Annotated in this window: 1 pseudogene; it reads left to right on the forward strand. The window is 62.9% G+C overall.

The window, feature by feature from the left end:
* Window positions 1-19,016 (forward strand): annotated as a pseudogene (sypC, locus tag QRN50_RS14030) (syringopeptin non-ribosomal peptide synthetase SypC); the annotation flags it as partial.
* Window positions 19,017-19,041 lie beyond the last annotated feature (25 nt).

Consider the following 19,041-nt stretch of genomic DNA (forward strand, 5'->3'; position numbering starts at 1 on the left):
AAGGCGTGATGATCGAACACCGCAACACCGTTAACTTCCTGACCTGGGCGCACACGGCTTTCGACGGCCCCGCACTGGGAAAAACCCTGTTCTCCACTTCGCTGAACTTCGACCTCGCGGTCTACGAGTGCTTTGCGCCGCTGACGTCGGGCGGCAGCATCAACGTGGTGAAAAACGTCCTTGAACTGCAATACGGCGAACACGATATCGGCCTGATCAACACCGTGCCGTCAGCGCTTAAAGCACTGCTGGACGTTGATGGCCTGCCAGAATCGGTACACACCGTGAACGTGGCCGGTGAAGCGCTGAAGCGCAGTCTGGTTGAGTCGCTGTTCGAGAACACCGGCGTGCAGCGCCTGTGCAACCTCTATGGCCCGTCTGAAACCACTACCTACTCAAGCTGGGTGGCGATGGACCGCGAAGATGGCTTCGCTGCGCACATCGGCAAGCCGGTTGGTAATACGCAGTTTTACCTGCTGGACGAGCAACAGCAGCCCGTGCCACTGGGTGTTGCCGGTGAAATCTACATCGGTGGTGCCGGTGTGGCACGGGGCTATCTGAACCGCGACGACCTCACTGCCGAGCGCTTTGTCAAAGATCCGTTCAGCTCGCAGCCAGCGGCACGCATGTACCGCACCGGCGATCTGGGCCGCAACCTGCCAGACGGCAATATCGAATATCTGGGCCGTAACGACGATCAAGTGAAAATCCGCGGCTTCCGCATCGAGCTCGGCGAGATCGATGCACGCCTGGCCAAACACCCGGCGGTCCACGAAGCGGTGGTCACTGCCCGCGAAGACATTCCCGGCGACAAGCGTCTGGTGGCTTATTACACCTTGGCGTCCGGGCACACCTCGGCGGACATCGACAGCCTGCGCGGCTGGCTGCAGGAGCAATTGCCGGCCTACATGATCCCGGTGGCCTATGTGCTGCTCGATGCACTGCCACTGACGCCAAACGGCAAGCTGGACCGCAAGGCCTTGCCGGCACCGGAAGCCGATGCACTGATCAGCCGTAGTTATGAAGCCCCACAAGGCGAAACCGAAACGCAGATCGCGGCTATCTGGCAAGACCTGCTGGGCGTTGCTCAGGTCGGTCGTCACGACAACTTCTTCGAGCTGGGCGGTCATTCGCTGCTGGCCGTCAGCCTGATCGGGCGTATGCGTCAGTCGGGCTTGAGCTCGGACGTACGCGTGCTGTTCGGTCAGCCGACGCTGGCGGCGCTGGCAGCAGCAGTTGGCGGCGGCACGGAAATCGTGGTGCCCGCCAATCTGATTACCGAGCACTGCGAACACATCACCCCGGACCTGCTGCCGCTGGCCGACCTGACCCAGGCGCAGATCGATCAGGTGGTCGCCACAGTGCCGGGCGGCGTGGCGAATGTGCAGGACATCTACCCGCTGTCGCCGTTGCAGGAAGGCATCCTCTATCACCACCTCAGCGCTGAGCGTGGAGATCCGTATTTGCTGCAATCGCTGTTCGCCTTCGACAGCCAGGAACATGTCGACGACTTTGCCCGCGCCTTGCAGTTCGTTATCCAGCGCCATGACATTTTGCGCACCGCACTGGTCTGGGAGGGGCTGGACGAACCGATGCAAGTGGTCTGGCGTCAGGCGTTGCTGATGCGTGAAAGCTTTGAGCCGGACCCGCAAGGCGGTGACGTCGCGACACAGTTGCACCAGCGTTTCGACTCCCGCCACCAGCGTCTGGACATTCGTCGGGCGCCGATGATGCGTCTTGTACATGCCTGGGATGAGCCAAACCAGCGCTGGCTGGGCTGGCTGCAGTTCCATCATCTGGTCATGGACCATACCACGCTGGAAGTAGTGCGCCATGAGATGCAGGCCTGCCTGCTGGGGCAGGGTGCTCAACTGGGCTTGACGGTGCCATATCGCAATTACATCGCTCAGGTCCGCCTGGGCCTGAGTCAGGAGGAACATGAGGCGTTCTTCCGCGACATGTTGAGTGACGTTGACGAGGCGACGCTGCCGTTTGGTTTGCAAGAGGTGCAAGGTGACGGTCATGACATCGAAGAAGGCTGTCTGGCGGTGGATCTGGAGCTCAGCCGTCGTTTGCGCGCTCAGGCCCGTCAACTGGGCGTAAGTGCCGCGAGCTTGGTCCACCTGGCCTGGGCGCAGCTATTGAGCAAGGCCTCGGGGCGTGACGACGTGGTGTTCGGCACCGTGCTGCTGGGCCGGATGCAAGGTGGTGAAGGCTCAGAACGGGCGCTGGGCGTGTTTATCAACACCTTGCCGCTGCGTGTGAGTCTGGGCGACCAAGGCGTGCGTGACGGGGTCAAGGCCACGCACCGACGGCTGACCGCATTGCTCGGGCATGAACACGCGTCTCTGGCGCTGGCCCAGCGTTGCAGTGGCGTGGTCGCACCGGCGCCGTTGTTCAGCGCGCTGCTCAACTATCGCCACACCAGCGTTGCCGTGACCGATGAGACGCTGACGGCCTGGAATGGCATGCACGCCCTGGCGCTGGGCGATGAAGAACGCACCAACTATCCATTGACCCTCAACGTCGATGACCGGGGCGAAGACTTCCTGTTGACCGTACAGACTGTACCGCTGATCGACGGCGCACGTATCTGCGCCTACATGCAGCAAACCTTGAGCAATCTGGTCAACGCGCTGGAGCAGGCGCCGCAGACCCCGTTGCACGCTATTTCCATACTGCCGGACAGCGAGCGCGAGCAGCTGCTTGAACAGTGCAAGCAGCCCGGCACTGCCTATACGAGCGAGACACCGATTCACCTGCAATTCGAAGCCCGCGCCGCACAACAGCCAGACGCCGTGGCGCTGGTGTTCGAAGCGCAGACCCTGAGCTACGGCGAACTCAACGCCCGCGCCAACCAGGTTGCCCATCGCCTGCTGGCTCACGGCGTTCGTCCGGATGATCGGGTGGCGATCTGCGTCGAACGCGGCCCGGCGATGATCATCGGCTTGCTGGGCATTCTCAAATCCGGCGCTGGATACGTGCCACTGGACCCGGCATACCCCCTTGAACGGCTGGCCTACACCCTTGGTGACAGCGCGCCAGTAGCGTTGTTGAGTCAGCGGTCAGTGCAGAGCACCTTGCCAGCCTCGGAAGTGCCGGTGATCCGTCTCGACGATGACTTGCAGGGCGAATCCGTCTGCAATCCGCAGGTGCCGGTAAAGCCCACCAACCTGGCCTATGTGATCTACACCTCCGGCTCCACCGGTCTGCCCAAAGGTGTGATGGTCGAGCATCGCAACGTTGCGCGGCTGTTCTCGGCCACCGAAGAGTGGTTCGGTTTCAACCAGCAGGATGTCTGGGCGCTGTTCCATTCGTTCGCCTTCGACTTCTCGGTCTGGGAAATCTGGGGCGCATTGCTGCACGGCGGCCGTCTGTTGATCGTCCCGCAACTGGTCAGCCGTTCGCCCGAAGACTTCTATAACCTTTTGTGCAGTGCCGGGGTGACGGTGCTCAACCAGACGCCAAGTGCGTTCCGTCAGCTGATTGCTGCCCAGGCTGAGAACACTCAGGCACATTCGCTGCGTCAGGTGATTTTCGGTGGTGAAGCGCTGGAAACGGCGATGCTCAAGCCGTGGTACGCCCGGCAAGCGAACGCCGGTACACAACTGGTGAACATGTACGGCATCACCGAAACCACGGTGCATGTGACCTATTACCCGTTGCAGCCTGAAGACGCCCGGCGCGTCGGTGCCAGCCCGATCGGCAAACGCATCCCTGACCTGCAGCTTTATCTGCTCGACGCCCATGGCGAACCGGTGCCGGCAGGCGTGATCGGCGAGCTGTACGTGGGCGGTGCAGGTGTCGCACGGGGCTACCTGAACCGAGAAGCACTGACGGCCGAACGTTTCCTCGACAACCCGTTCAGCCACGCAGCGGATGCGCGGATGTACCGTACCGGCGACCTGGGACGCTGGCTGGCCGACGGTAGCCTTGAATACCTGGGGCGCAACGATGAGCAGGTGAAGATTCGTGGTTTCCGTATCGAACTGGGCGAGATCGAAGCGCGTCTGGCTGAATGTCCTGACGTCCGCGATGCCGTTGTGTTGTGTCGTGAGGATGTGCCCGGCGACAAGCGTCTGGTGGCCTATGTCACGGCGCAGCAGCCGGAGAGCCTGCTGGACATCGAAAGCCTGCGCGAGCATCTGCAGAGTGCATTGCCGGAGCACATGGTGCCCGCAGCCTACGTGCAACTCGATGAGTTGCCACTGACGGCCAACGGCAAGCTCGATCGCCGGGCGTTGCCGGTGCCCGACCGCTCGGCGCTGGCCAGTCGTGGCTACGCAGCACCTGAAAACGACACCGAGATGGCCATTGCGCGGATCTGGCAAGACCTGCTGCAACTGGAGCAGGTCGGTCGGCATGACAACTTCTTCGAACTGGGCGGTCACTCACTGCTGGCCGTGAAACTGATCGAGCGCATGCGCCAGATTGATCTGGTTGCCGATGTGCGCGTGCTGTTCAGTCAGCCGACCCTGTCCGCCCTGGCGGCGGCGGTGGGCGGCAAGGGTGCAGTGGAAGTACCCGCCAACCTTATTCCCGCCGGCTGCGAGCGCATCACCCCGGACATGCTGCCTCTGGCAGCGTTGAGCCAGGATGATATCGACCGCGTGGTGGCAAGTGTGCCCGGCGGTCTGGCCAACGTGCAGGATATTTACGCTCTGGCGCCGCTGCAGGAAGGGATTTTGTATCACCACCTTGCCGCGACCGAGGGTGACCCGTATCTGCAATACGCACTGTTTGCCTTTGACAGCCTCGAACGTCTGCACAGTTTCGCCCAGGCACTGCAAGGCGTGATCGACCGGCACGATATCCTGCGCACCGCTGTGCTTTGGGAGCGTCTCGATGCAGCGGTGCAAGTGATCTGGCGTGAAGCGCCTCTGGGTATGGATGAGTGGGTACTGAACCCGGCCGATGGCGACATCGCCGAACAACTGCTCAAGCGTCTGGACCCTCGTCACACGCGTCTGGACATTCGTCAGGCGCCGATGTTACGCATCGGCTATGCACATGACACGGAAAACGACCGCTGGCTGGGCATGCTGCTGTTCCATCACCTGGTGGACGACGCCACATCGCTGCGCACTCTCAGCAGCGAAATCGAGTCGTACATGCTCGGGCAGCAGGCCTCTCTGCCACCGTCCGTGCCTTACCGCAATTACGTGGCGCAAGCCATGCTCGGCGTGAGCCGCGAGGAGCACGAAGCGTTTTTCCGCGACATGCTCGGTGACATCGATGAGCCGACGCTGCCGTTCGGCCTGCTGGACGTGCAGGGCGACGGTCGCGGTATCGAGGAGGTGCACCAGCCGGTCGATATGGACCTGAGCCGCCGCCTGCGCTTGCAGGCCCGGCAGTTCGGGGTCAGCTCCGCCAGTCTGTATCACCTGGCATGGGCACGTGTTCTGGGCGCTGTGTCAGGCAAAGAGGAGGTGGTGTTCGGCACCGTATTGCTCGGCCGCCTGCAGGGTGGTGCCGGGTCTGACCGGGCGCTGGGGATGTTCATCAACACCTTGCCGTTGCGTGTCACGCTGGGCGAGCAGGGCGTGCGCAGCGGTCTGAAGGCTACCCACGCCAGGCTCAGCGGGCTGCTTGCCCATGAACACGCCTCGCTGGTACTGGCACAGCGTTGCAGTGGCGTGGCCGCTTCAACGCCGCTGTTCAGCGCCTTGCTCAACTACCGGCATGTCGCCGGTCAGGCCAACCAGCAGACACTGGACGCCTGGCAAGGCATTGAAAGCCTGCGTGGCGAAGAACGCACCAACTATCCGCTGACCCTTTCAGTAAACGATGAGGGAACGGGCTTCAGTTTGACGATTCAAGCCAGTGCCTGCATCGATGCGCAACGCATCTGCGCGTATGTGCAGACCACTCTGGAGAATGTGGTCAGCGCACTGGAACAGTCCGGCGAGGTGCCGATGGCAGGCTTGTCGGTTCTGTCGGCGGCGGAGCGTGAGCATCTGGTGTATGGCCTGAACGCTACCGCGCTGGATTACCCGCAGCAGCAGACCATTCACGGGATGTTCGAAGCCCAGGTCGAGCGCACGCCGGAAGGGGTGGCAGTGGTCCACGGCGAGCAGCGTCTGAGGTATCGCGAGCTCAACGAGCAGGCCAACCGCCTGGCCCATGCTTTGATTAAGCAGGGCGTACAACCGGATTCCCGCGTCGGCATCTGCGTTGAACGCGGCGTGGAAATGGTCGTCGGTTTGCTGGCGATTCTCAAGGCGGGCGGCGGGTATGTGCCGCTGGATCCGGCTTATCCGGCGGAACGTATTGCCTACATGTTGCAGGATAGCGCTCCGGCCGCAGTACTGGCTCAAACCGCTACTCAAGGCCTGCTGGCCGACGTTTCGGCACCTGTCATCAATCTTGATCTTAGCGATTGGCAGGACCAATCCGTCCAGAATCCGCAGGTGCCAGGGCTGACTTCAGCGCATCTGGCGTACCTGATCTACACCTCCGGTTCGACCGGTCTGCCAAAAGGCGTGATGATCGAACACCGCAACACCGTTAACTTCCTGACCTGGGCGCACACCGCTTTCGACGGCTCTGCACTGGAAAAAACGCTGTTCTCCACCTCGCTGAACTTTGACCTTGCGGTCTACGAGTGCTTCGCGCCGCTGACCTCGGGCGGCAGCATCGAAGTCGTCAAGAACGTGCTGGAACTGCAGCACGGCGAGCACGATATCGGCCTGATCAACACTGTACCGTCAGCGCTCAAGGCCTTGCTGGACGTTGATGGCTTGCCGAGGTCGGTGCACACCGTGAACGTGGCCGGTGAAGCGCTGAAACGAAGCCTGGTTGAATCGCTGTTCGAGAACACCGGCGTGCAGCGCCTGTGCAACCTCTATGGTCCTTCGGAAACCACCACCTACTCAAGCTGGGTGGCGATGGATCGCGAAGTCGGCTTCGCTCCTCATATCGGCAAGCCCGTCGGCAATACACAGTTCTACCTGCTGGATGAACAGCAACAGCCTGTTCCGCTGGGCGTCGCGGGCGAGATCTACATCGGCGGCGCCGGTGTGGCGCGGGGTTATCTGAACCGCGACGACCTCACTGCCGAGCGCTTTGTCAAAGATCCGTTCAGCCCGCAGCCAGCGGCACGCATGTACCGCACCGGCGACCTGGGGCGCTACCTGCCAGACGGCAATATCGAATACCTCGGTCGTAACGACGATCAGGTGAAAATCCGCGGCTTCCGCATCGAACTGGGCGAGATCGATGCACGCCTGGCCAAACACCCAGCCATTCATGAAGCCGTGGTGGCTGCACGCGAAGATGTACCGGGCGACAAGCGTCTGGTGGCCTATTACACCCTGAGCGCAGGCCATGCTTCGGTAGACATCGACAGCCTGCGCGGCTGGCTGCAGGAGCAATTGCCGGCCTACATGATCCCGGTGGCCTATGTACTGCTCGATGCACTGCCACTGACCCCGAATGGCAAGCTGGACCGCAAAGCCTTGCCGGCACCGGACGCCGATGCACTGATCCGTCGTGGTTACGAAGCCCCACAGGGCGAAACCGAAACCCTGCTGGCGCAAATCTGGAGCGACTTGCTCCAGCTTGAACGCGTCAGCCGTCACGACCAGTTCTTCGAGCTGGGCGGCCATTCATTGCTGGCGATGCGCCTGATTTCGCAGATTCGCCAGCAGTTGGGCGTCGAACTGAGCCTGGCCGCGTTGTTTGCCCACCCCGAACTGAGTGCACTGGCGCTGGCCATCGCCCAGGCAGGACGCAGCATCCTGCCGGATATCGTGCCGGTGGCACGCGATCAGGCCTGGCCATTGTCGTTCGGCCAGCAACGTCTGTGGTTCCTCGCCAAGATGGAAGGCGCCAGCGCGGCCTACCACATGCCTGTCGGTCTGGGCCTGCGTGGCGAGCTGGATCGCGCGGCGATGCAACGGGCGCTGGAGCGCATCGTGGCGCGCCATGAGGGCTTGCGCACCACCTTCATTCAGGGCGATGACGAACAGCCATTGCAACGGATCAGCCCGGCGGATGCCGGCTTCAACCTGCAACTGCATGATCTGCAAGGGCTGGTGGATGCCAAGGAGAAGCTTCAGGCACTGGCCAGCGAAGAGTCGCTGCAAGGCTTCGATCTGGAACAGGGCCCGTTGATCCGTGGCCGCCTGATCCGTATGGCCGAGGACCATCACGTCCTGTTGCTGACCATGCACCACATCGTTTCCGACGGCTGGTCGATTGGCGTGCTGACCCGTGAACTGGCCGCGCTCTATGCGGCATTCAGCCAGGGCCAGGACGACCCGCTGGCGCCACTGACGCTGCAATACCTGGACTACGCAGTGTGGCAGCGTCGCTGGCTGAGCGGCGATCTGCTGCAGCAACAAAGCGACTACTGGCAGCAAACCCTGGCAGACGCTCCGGCGCTGCTGATGTTGCCCACCGACCGGGTACGTCCGGCGCAGCAGGACTACGCCGGCGCGGTGCTGCCCATCGTTTTCGACGAGGATCTGACTCGCGGCCTCAAGGCCTTGAGCCAACGTCACGGCAGCACCCTGTTCATGACCATCATGGCCGCCTGGGCTGCGCTGCTGGGGCGTCTGTCCGGTCAGGACGACGTGGTCATCGGCACGCCAGTGGCCAACCGCACACGCAGTGAAGCCGAAGGGCTGGTGGGCCTGTTCGTCAATACCCTGGCGATCCGCGTCGACCTCAGCGACAAGCCCACGGCAGAGACTCTGCTGGCGCAGGTCAAGACCAACACCTTAGGCGCCCAGGACCATCAGGACCTGCCGTTCGAACAAGTGGTGGAAGTGATCAAGCCGGTGCGCAGCCTGTCACACAGCCCGGTGTTCCAGGCCATGCTCAGCTGGCAGGACATGAGCGGCGGGGATTTGGTCCTCGGCGATCTGCAACTGGAAAGCCTGAGCGCAGGCCATACACTGTCCAAGTTCGATCTCTCGCTGGACATCGGCGAAGCGCAGGGTCAGCTGCTTGGTTCGCTGGAATACGCCACCGCGTTGTTCGATGAAAGCACCATCGCCCGTTATCTGGGCTACCTGAAGCGCTTGCTGCACGCCATGGTCGCCGATGACCGCCAGGTGCTGGAACATGTGCCACTGCTTGATGCGGTGGAGCGTAAGCATCTGCTGATCGACCTTAACGCTACCAACGTGCCTTACCCGCAAGACGCCACGATTCATCAGCTGTTCGAAGAAAAGGTCCGGGCACAGCCCGAGGCCATCGCCGTGGCTTTCCAGGCGCAGCGCTTGAGCTATGCCGACTTGAACCGTCAGGCCAACCGTCTGGCTCATCACCTGATCAGCCTCGGCATCGGCCCTGATGATCGGGTGGCGATCTGCGTCGAACGTGGGGTGAAAATGATAGTCGGCCTGCTCGGCGTGCTCAAAGCCGGTGCTGCCTATGTGCCGCTTGACCCGGCTTACCCGGCCGAGCGTCTGGCCTACATGATCAACGACAGTCAGCCAGCGGCGTTGCTCACCCAGCGCGGCTTGCAGGAGCGGTTGCCCGCACTGTCCATGCCGCTGGTATTGCTCGACGACGAGCATTGCCAGGGCTTCACCGAGTGTGATGACAACCCGGTCGTACCGACCCTCGGCGTGCGCAACCTGGCGTATGTGATCTACACCTCCGGTTCCACCGGCAACCCGAAGGGCGTGATGATCGAACACCGCGGCCTGGTCAACTACAGCGTCGATGCTGCACGCCTGTTCGGCCTGTCCCAGAGCGACACGGTGCTGCAACAAAACACCCTTAACTTCGACCTGTCGGTGGAGGAGATCTTCCCGGCACTTCTGGCCGGTGCCACCCTGGCGCCAAGCCGCGAGATATTCGGCAGTGAAGGCACTGAAAATCACGGCATTTACCCGACCGTTCTGCACTTGACCGCTGCGCACTGGCACACGCTGGTGGCCGAATGGCACAACCAGCCGCAGGCTGCTGAACAACGCCTGGCCGAGGTGCGCCTGATCAACGTCACCGGTGACGCATTGTCGGCACAGAAACTCAAGCTCTGGGATGAGGTGCGCCCGGCACACACGCGCCTGATCAACACTTACGGGCCGACCGAAGCGACGGTGTCCTGCACTGCGGCCTACGTCAGCCATGACGCTGCGGCCGGCAGCGAAGGCAGTGGTAACGCGACCATCGGCAAGCCGATGGCCAACACCCGCATCTACCTGCTCGACGAACACCAGCAGCCAGTGCCATACGGCGTGGCCGGTGAGATTTTCATCGGTGGCGACGGCGTGGCACGAGGTTACCTGAACCTTGAAAAAGTCAACGCCGAGCGCTTCCTCGCTGATCCGTTCAGCGAAAGCCTTGATGCCAGAATGTACAAAACCGGTGACCTGGCACGCTACATGGCCGACGGTCGTATCGAGTACCTGGGGCGTAACGACTTCCAGGTCAAAGTGCGTGGTTTCCGTATCGAACTGGGCGAAATCGAAGCGAGTCTGGGCAATTGCACCGGGGTCAAGGAAGCGGTGGTGATCGCCCGGGAAGACAATCCCGGCGAAAAACGCCTCGTGGCCTACGTGATCGCCCAGCCACAAACAAACCTGGACGCCGCCAGACTGCGCGCCGAACTGGCGCCGCAACTGGCCGAGTACATGCTGCCAAGTGCGTTCGTGCTGCTTGATGCACTGCCGCTGACGCCGAATCGCAAGCTCGATCGCAAGGCCCTGCCGGCCCCGGCGGACGATGCCTTTGCCAGTCGTGAACATGTCGCCCCGCAAGGCACCAGCGAAAAAGCCCTGGCGCAGATCTGGCAGAACCTGCTCAACCTGGAAGCAGTAGGGCGTCATGACCACTTCTTCGAACTGGGCGGGCACTCGCTGCTGGCAATGCGCCTGATTTCCCAGGTGCGTCAGCGCATGGGCGTCGAGCTGAGTCTGGCGGACATCTTCGCCCAACCGGAACTGGCGGCGCTGGCTCAGGTAGTGGCGCACGCTGCCGGCAGCAGCCAGCAGCCCATCGTGCCGGTGTCCCGCGATCAGTCCTTGCCGCTGTCGTTTGCCCAGCAACGCCTGTGGTTCCTCGCGCAGCTGGACGGCGGCAGTGCGGCTTATCACATTCCAGCCGGTCTGCGTCTGCGCGGCAGCCTCGATCAAGTCGCCCTGAAGCGGGCGCTGGACCGTATCGTTGCGCGCCACGAGGCATTGCGTACGACCTTTGTCCAGGAGCAGGACCAGGATCCGCTGCAGTGCATCGCCCCGGCCGATATCGGCTTCAGCCTGCAACTGCAGGTGCTGACCGGGCAGGCGGATGCGGAACAACAACTGCTCGCCATCGCCGCAGAAGAGGCCGAAGAGGGCTTTGATCTGGTGAACGGGCCGCTGGTGCGCGGACGCCTGGTGCGCATGGCCGATGACGACCATGTGTTGCTGGTGACCATGCACCACATCGTCTCTGACGGCTGGTCCGCTGGCGTGTTGACCCGTGAACTGGGCCTGCTCTATGCAGCGTTCAGCGAAGGCGCCGAGGATCCGTTGCCAGCGTTGCCGGTGCAGTATGCCGACTACGCGCTGTGGCAGCGCAACTGGCTGAGCGGCGACGTGCTGCAGCAACAGCGCCAGTACTGGCAGCAGACTCTGGCCGGCGCGCCGGCCTTGCTGACCTTGCCGACCGACCGGCCACGCCCGGCACAACAGGACTACAGCGGTCAGTTGCTCGGGCTGGTACTCGACGCCGACCTGACCCGTGGCCTCAAGGCGCTGAGCCAGCGGCATGGCAGCAGCCTGTTCATGACGGTCATGGCCGCATGGGCTGCGCTGCTCGGACGCTTGGCGGGTCAGGACGACGTGGTGATCGGTACGCCGGTGGCCAACCGCATGCGCGCCGAGGTGGAGGACCTGATCGGGTTCTTCGTCAACACCCTGGCCGTGCGCGTCGACCTCTCGGGGACACCGAGCGTGCAAAGTCTGTTGCAGCAGGTCAAACAGCAGACCCTGGCCGCCCAGGCGAATCAGGACCTGCCGTTCGAACAGGTGGTTGAGGTGGTGCGCCCGCAGCGCAGCCTGTCCCACAGCCCGATTTTCCAGGCCATGTTGTCGTGGCAGAACAACGAAACGTCCGATCTGGCGCTTGGCGACATGAGCCTGCAGGGCGTCGCAGTGGCTGGCCATACCGCCAAGTTCGACCTGACGCTGGACATGACCGAGGTCGGCGATCAATTGATCGGCACCCTGGAATACGCCACGGCACTGTTCGACGAAAGCACCCTGCAGCGCTACATGGGCTACTTCCAGCGCTTGCTGGAAGCCATGGTCGCCGACGACCGCCAGTTGCTGGAACAGGTGCCGTTGCTCGATGCGGTGGAACGCCAGCATCTACTGGTCGACCTCAATGCTACCGACGTGCCTTACCCGCACGACTGCACGATTCATCAGCTGTTCGAAGCAAAGGTTCAGGCACAGCCCGACGCCATCGCCGTGGCTTTCCAGGCGCAGCGACTGAGTTATGCCGAACTGAACCGTCAGGCCAACCGTCTGGCTCACCACCTGATCGGCCTGGGCATTGGCCCGGATGATCGGGTGGCGATCTGCGTCGAGCGCGGCGTGGAAATGATGATCGGCCTGCTCGGTGTGCTCAAGGCAGGGGCGGCTTATGTACCACTTGACCCCGCCTATCCGGCCGAGCGTCTGGCATACATGATCACCGACAGCCAGCCAGCGGCGTTGCTGACCCAGCGTGATCTGCAGAAGCGCTTGCCAACCCTGACCTTGCCGCTGGTGCTGCTCGACGATGATCAGCGCAACACCTTTACCGAGCGTGACGATAACCCGGTGGTGGAAGCCCTCGGCGTGCGCAACCTGGCGTATGTGATCTACACCTCGGGCTCCACTGGCAATCCGAAAGGGGTGATGATCGAGCATCGCGGTCTGGTCAACTACAGCACCGATGCGGCGCGCCTGTTTGGCCTGGCCCCGACAGACACCGTGCTGCAACAGAACACCCTGAACTTCGACCTGTCGGTGGAGGAAATCTTCCCGGCGCTGCTGGCCGGCGCCACCCTGGCGCCAAGTCGCGAGATCTTCGGCAGTGAGGGGACTGAAAATCACGGTATTTACCCGACCGTTCTGCACTTGACTGCTGCGCACTGGCACACGCTGGTGGCCGAATGGCACAACCAGCCGCAGGCTGCAGCGCAACGCCTGGCCGAGGTCCGTTTGATCAACGTCACCGGCGACGCATTGTCGGCACAGAAGCTCAAGCTCTGGGACGAGGTGCGCCCGGCGCATACCCGTCTGATCAACACCTATGGCCCGACCGAGGCGACGGTGTCCTGCACCGCGGCCTACGTCAGCCACGATGCTGTAGCTGGCAGCGAAGGCAGCGGTAACGCGACCATCGGCAAGCCGATGGCCAACACGCGTATCTACCTGCTTGATGCCCATCAACAACCGGTGCCGTATGGCGTGGCCGGTGAGATCTTCATCGGTGGCGACGGCGTGGCACGGGGTTACCTGAATCTTGAAGAGGTCAACGCCGAACGCTTCCTCGCGGACCCGTTCAGCAACAGCCCTGAGGCCAGGATGTACAAAACCGGCGATTTGGCACGCTACATGGCCGACGGCCGGATCGAGTACCTGGGTCGTAACGACTTCCAGGTCAAGGTGCGCGGTTTCCGTATCGAGCTGGGTGAAATCGAAGCCCGTCTCGGTAATTGCGCCGGGGTCAAGGAAGCGGTGGTGATCGCTCGGGAAGACACTCCGGGAGACAAACGCCTGGTGGCTTATGTGGTCGGTCAGCCACAAGCGAGCCTGGATGCCGCCAGCCTGCGCGCTGAGCTGGCACCGCAACTGGCTGAATACATGCTGCCAAGTGCGTTCGTGCTGCTTGATGCACTGCCGCTGACGCCGAATCGCAAGCTCGATCGCAAGGCGCTGCCGGCTCCGCAAGCCGAGGCCTTTGCCAGCCGTGAACATGTGGAACCGCAAGGCGACACCGAGATGGCGCTGGCGCAGATCTGGCAGAACCTGCTCAACCTTGAACAGGTGGGCCGTCATGACCAGTTCTTCGAGCTCGGCGGGCACTCGCTGCTGGCGATGCGCCTGATTTCCCAGGTGCGCCAGCACTTGGGTATCGAGCTGGGCCTGGCGGATATCTTCGCCCAGCCTGAACTGGCCGCCATGGCACGCATACTCGCCGACGCCAAAGGCAGCAGCCAGCCGCCTATCGTGCCGGTGTCCCGCGACCAGACCTTGCCGCTGTCGTTTGCCCAGCAGCGTCTGTGGTTCCTCGCACAGCTGGAGGGCGGCAGCGCGGCTTACCATATTCCGGCAGGGCTGCGTCTACGTGGCACTCTGGATAACCCTGCGCTGAAACGCGCGCTGGACCGCATCGTCGCCCGCCACGAAGTGCTGCGCACGACCTTCGTGCAAGTACATGGCGAGGACGTTGCACAACACATAGCCTCGGCCGATATCGGTTTCAGCCTGCAACTGCAGGTGCTGACCGGGCAGGCGGATGCTGAAGAGCAGCTGCTCGCCATCACCGCTGAAGAAGCCAACGAAGGCTTCGATCTGCTCAACGGTCCGCTGGTACGCGGACGGCTGGTGCGCATGGCCGAGGACGATCACGTGTTGCTGGTGACCATGCACCATATCGTCTCCGATGGCTGGTCCGCGGATGTATTGACTCGTGAGCTGAGTGCGCTCTATGCCGCGTTCAGTGCCGGTGCCGAGGATCCGTTGCCCACCTTGCCGGTGCAATACGCCGACTATGCCGTGTGGCAGCGCAACTGGCTGAGCGGCGACGTGCTGCAGCAACAGCGTCAATACTGGCAGCAGACCCTGGGCGGTGCACCAGCCTTGCTGACCTTGCCGACCGACCGGCCGCGCCCGGCACAACAGGACTACAGCGGCAATATTCGCGGCCTGGTGCTCGATGCCGAGCTGACCAGCGGCCTCAAGGCCCTGAGCCAGCGGCATGGCAGCACGCTGTTCATGACCGTGATGGTCGCATGGGCCTCGCTGCTGGGGCGTCTGGCCGGTCAGGATGATGTGGTGATCGGTACACCGGTGGCCAACCGCCTGCGTGCCGAAGTGGAGGACCTGATCGGGTTCTTCGTCAACACCCTGGCGATACGCGTCGATCTCTCCGGCGCACCGAGCGTCGAAGCGTTGATGCAGCAGGTCAAGCGTCAGACGCTGGCAGCGCAGAGCCATCAGGACCTGCCGTTCGAACAAGTGGTCGAGGTGGTTCGTCCGCAACGCAGCCTGTCCCACAGCCCGATCTTCCAGGCGATGTTGTCCTGGCAGAACAACGAAACGTCCGACCTCTCGCTCGGCGCCATGAACCTGCAAGGCGTGGCGGTAAACGACCACACGGCCAAGTTCGATCTGGTGCTGGACATGACCGAGGTTGGCGGTCAATTGATCGGCACGCTGGAATACGCCACGGCGCTGTTCGACGAAAGCACCATGGACCGTTACCTGGGCTATTTCCAGCGCCTGCTGGAAGCCATGGTCGCCAATGAACACCGCATACTGGAACACGTGCCATTGGTGGATGCGGTCGAGCGCGAGCACCTGTTGACCGGTCTCAATGCAACCGACCGCGCTTACCCTCAGGGTCAGTTGATGCATCGCCTTTTCGAGGCGCATGCAGCGTCTCGACCTCAAGCGATTGCGGCCCGTCAGGGCGAGCAGACGCTGACCTACGCCGAACTCGACAGCCGCGCCAACGCCCTGGCTCAGCACTTGCGCCAGCACGGTGTGAAAGCGGGAGCCCGAGTGGCGATCCTGCTGGATCGTTCGGTGGAGCTGCTGACCAGTATGCTGGCCACGCTCAAGTGCGGCGCGGCGTACCTGGCGCTGGATCGCCTGGCCCCCGAAGAACGTGTGCGCTTCATGCTCGAGGACAGCGAAGCACTCATGTTGCTGACCCGCAGCGAACTGACAGCACCTGAAACGACGCCGCGACTCGATCTGGACACCCTGGATCTATCAGTGGCCGGCCAAGGGCCAGTCGCGCTTGCAGCTGAAGTCGCAGGCGAGACCCCGGCGTGCATCATCTACACCTCCGGCTCCACCGGCATACCGAAGGGCGTAATCGTGACCCACAACGGCATCGTGCGGCTGGTGCGGGATAACTACGACTTCCGTGCAGATGACCGCGTGGCGTTTTCTTCCAACCCGGCGTTCGACGCCAGCAGCCCGGAGATATGGGGTGCGTTGCTCAATGGCGGCCAGTCGATAATCGTCGAGTCTTCCGTGTTGCTTGAGCCGGCTGCCTTTGCCGCCCTGCTCAAACGCCACGCAGTCACGGTGATGTTCAGCTCGACCGCCTTGTTCAACCTGTATGCCGGGTTGATTCCCGAAGCCCTGGCCGGCTTGCGCATGCTGGAGTGCGGTGGCGAACGGGCGGATCCGGCGTCGTTCCGCCGGGTGCGTGAGCACTCGTCCCAAGTGCGCCTGTTCAACGGCTATGGCCCAACCGAGGCCACTACGTGCGCCACTCGTTACGAAGTGTTTGATGTGCAGCCAGGCACCCTGAGCCTGCCGATCGGCAAACCCAACGCCAACGTGCGCATCTATCTGCTCGACGTTTGCGGCGAGCCGGTGCCGATGGGCAGCGTCGGCGAGATCTACATCGGCGGTGTCGGGGTCGCGCTTGGCTACCTGAATCGCCCGGAACTGAGCGCCGAACGCTTCAGCGACGACCCGTTCAGTCAGCAGGCGGGCGCGCGGCTCTATCGCACTGGCGATCTGGCGCGCTGGTTGCCGGACGGCAACCTCGAATACCTGGCGCGTAACGATGGCCAGGTGAAGGTCCGTGGCTTCCGCGTCGAGCTTGGGGAAGTCGAAAGCAGCCTGCATGGGTGCGATGGCGTGCGTAACTCCGTGGTGGTGGCGCGCGAAGACAGCCCGGGCGACACGCGTCTGGTGGCGTATTACACCGTGCACGCTGACGTTGAAGCACCCGAGCCGGAGGCCCTGCGTGCGCAACTGAGCGCCGGATTGCCGGAATACATGGTCCCGAGCGTCTTCATCTGCCTGCCAGACTTGCCGCTGACGCTCAATGGCAAGGTGGACGTCCAGGCATTGCCAGCGCCGACAGCGGATCAGTTCGCGAGCCATGCGTTTGAAGCCCCGGCAGGGGAGTTGGAGATTCGTCTGGCTAAGGCCTGGGCGGAGGTACTCGAATTACAGCAGGTGGGACGTCATGACAGCTTCTTCGATCTCGGCGGTCACTCGCTGATGGCCGTGCGACTGGTCAACCAACTGGTGCAGAGTGGCTTGGCGGTGTCCCTGGCCGATGTTTTCCAGCACGCCAGCGTGGCCGCCCTGGCCAGCCTGCTGGGCAGCCGCAGCGAAGAGGTTGCAGCGCAGCTTCATGAGCAACTGGTGCCGGTGCGCACCACCGGCAACCAGCGTCCATTGTTCCTGGTTCACGAGTTTACCGGTCAGGATGTGCACTTCGCGGCGCTGGCGGTACACATCGACAGCGATATTCCGGTCTATGGGCTGAGCGGCATCCCGCTCGGTCAGGAACAGTTGCTGACCATGGAGTGCCTGGCAACGCGCTTGCTGGGGGCGATGCGCAGTGTTCAGCCGCACGGACCTTATCGCCTGGCGGGCTGGTCGTTCGGTGGGCTTCTGGCCTACGAAATCGCCATTCAGCTGGAGGGCATGGACGAGCAGGTAGAGTTTATCGGCATGCTCGACACCTACATGCCGCGCCTGGTGGATCAGGGTCGCGAGCGCTGGAACCTGAAGACCGCCCACCGTCAGCACCTGCTGGAACACTGCGAGCAGTTCTGGAAAGCCCGCGGCGAATGCGCGCAGGCTCTGGAGGCCCTGGAGCGAGTGCGTGCAAACCGCCAGGACTTTGATTTCGGCGGGCTCCTGCAGCACTGCCGTGAGCAGGGTGCACTGCCGCCGGAGCTGGACATCTACACGAACGAGGGTCTTTGCCAGTACCTCGACCGAGAGGTGGCTCACGGTCATGCGCAGGCCAATTACACGGTTTACCCCAACAGCGTGCCGCTGCACCTGTTCACTGCCAGCGAGTGGCAACCCAACTCGCAGAAACACAGCGGTTACCTGGGTTGGGACAGCGTCCTGCCCGTCAGTCAGTTGCGCAGTATCAAGGTTGCGGGCGATCACATGAGCATGATGAAGCCGCCGCATATCGAGGGCCTGGGTCAGGCGATCAGCCAGGCGCTGGCTGATCTGCCCGATCGGCTACGGGAGGCTGACAGCGCCCACCGGCCGTTGCTGACGATTCAGGGCGGACGTCGCGACCACGCGCCAGTGTTCTGCGTACCGGGGGCAGGAGACAGTGTGACCGGCTTCATCGGTCTGGCCGAGGCATTAGGCCCGCACTGGCCGATCCACGGGCTGCAACCGCGCGGGCTGGATGGCCGCACGGTGCCTTACAGCCTGGTGGAAACCGCCGCCGAGGCGTATCTGCAAGCACTCGACAGCACTCACCCCGAAGGGCCGGTGCATCTGCTCGGTCATTCGTTCGGCGGCTGGGTAGCCTTTGAAATGGCCCAGCGCCTGACGGCACGCGGCCGCGAAGTGGCTTCGCTGACACTGATCGACAGCGAGTCGCCGGGCGGCAACGGGGTGGTGGGCAAACCTTACACCGCGATAGGCGTACTGGAGCGTTTGATCGAGACCATGGAACTGGCTGCGGGCAAGTCGCTGGGCATCGATCGTGCGGCCTTCCGGGCCCAGGACGATGTCGGCCAGATGCGCTTGTTGCATGCCGGGATGGTGCGCGCAGGGATGTTGCCGCAGCGTTCGTCGCCGGACGCAATGCGCGGGCCTGCGCGGGCATTCGGTACGGCGTTGCGTACACGTTATCAACCGTCGCAGATCTACACCGGGCCGGTGCGTCTGGTGCTGGCCGATGACCCGGTGCTGGATGCGGCGGGCAATCAGCGCGAACAACAGGCGATGGTCAGCGGCTGGCGCCAGTGTGCCCCGGATCTCACTGTCTGGCGTGGACCGGGCAACCATTTCACCATCCTCAAGGCGCAGCATGTACGGCATCTGGCGAACTGGTGGCTACCCCATGAATAACGTCGTTTCTTCAAGCCCGGCGGCT

The organism is Pseudomonas sp. MEJ108 (assembly GCF_030208985.1).
GTDB lineage: Bacteria > Pseudomonadota > Gammaproteobacteria > Pseudomonadales > Pseudomonadaceae > Aquipseudomonas > Aquipseudomonas fragariae.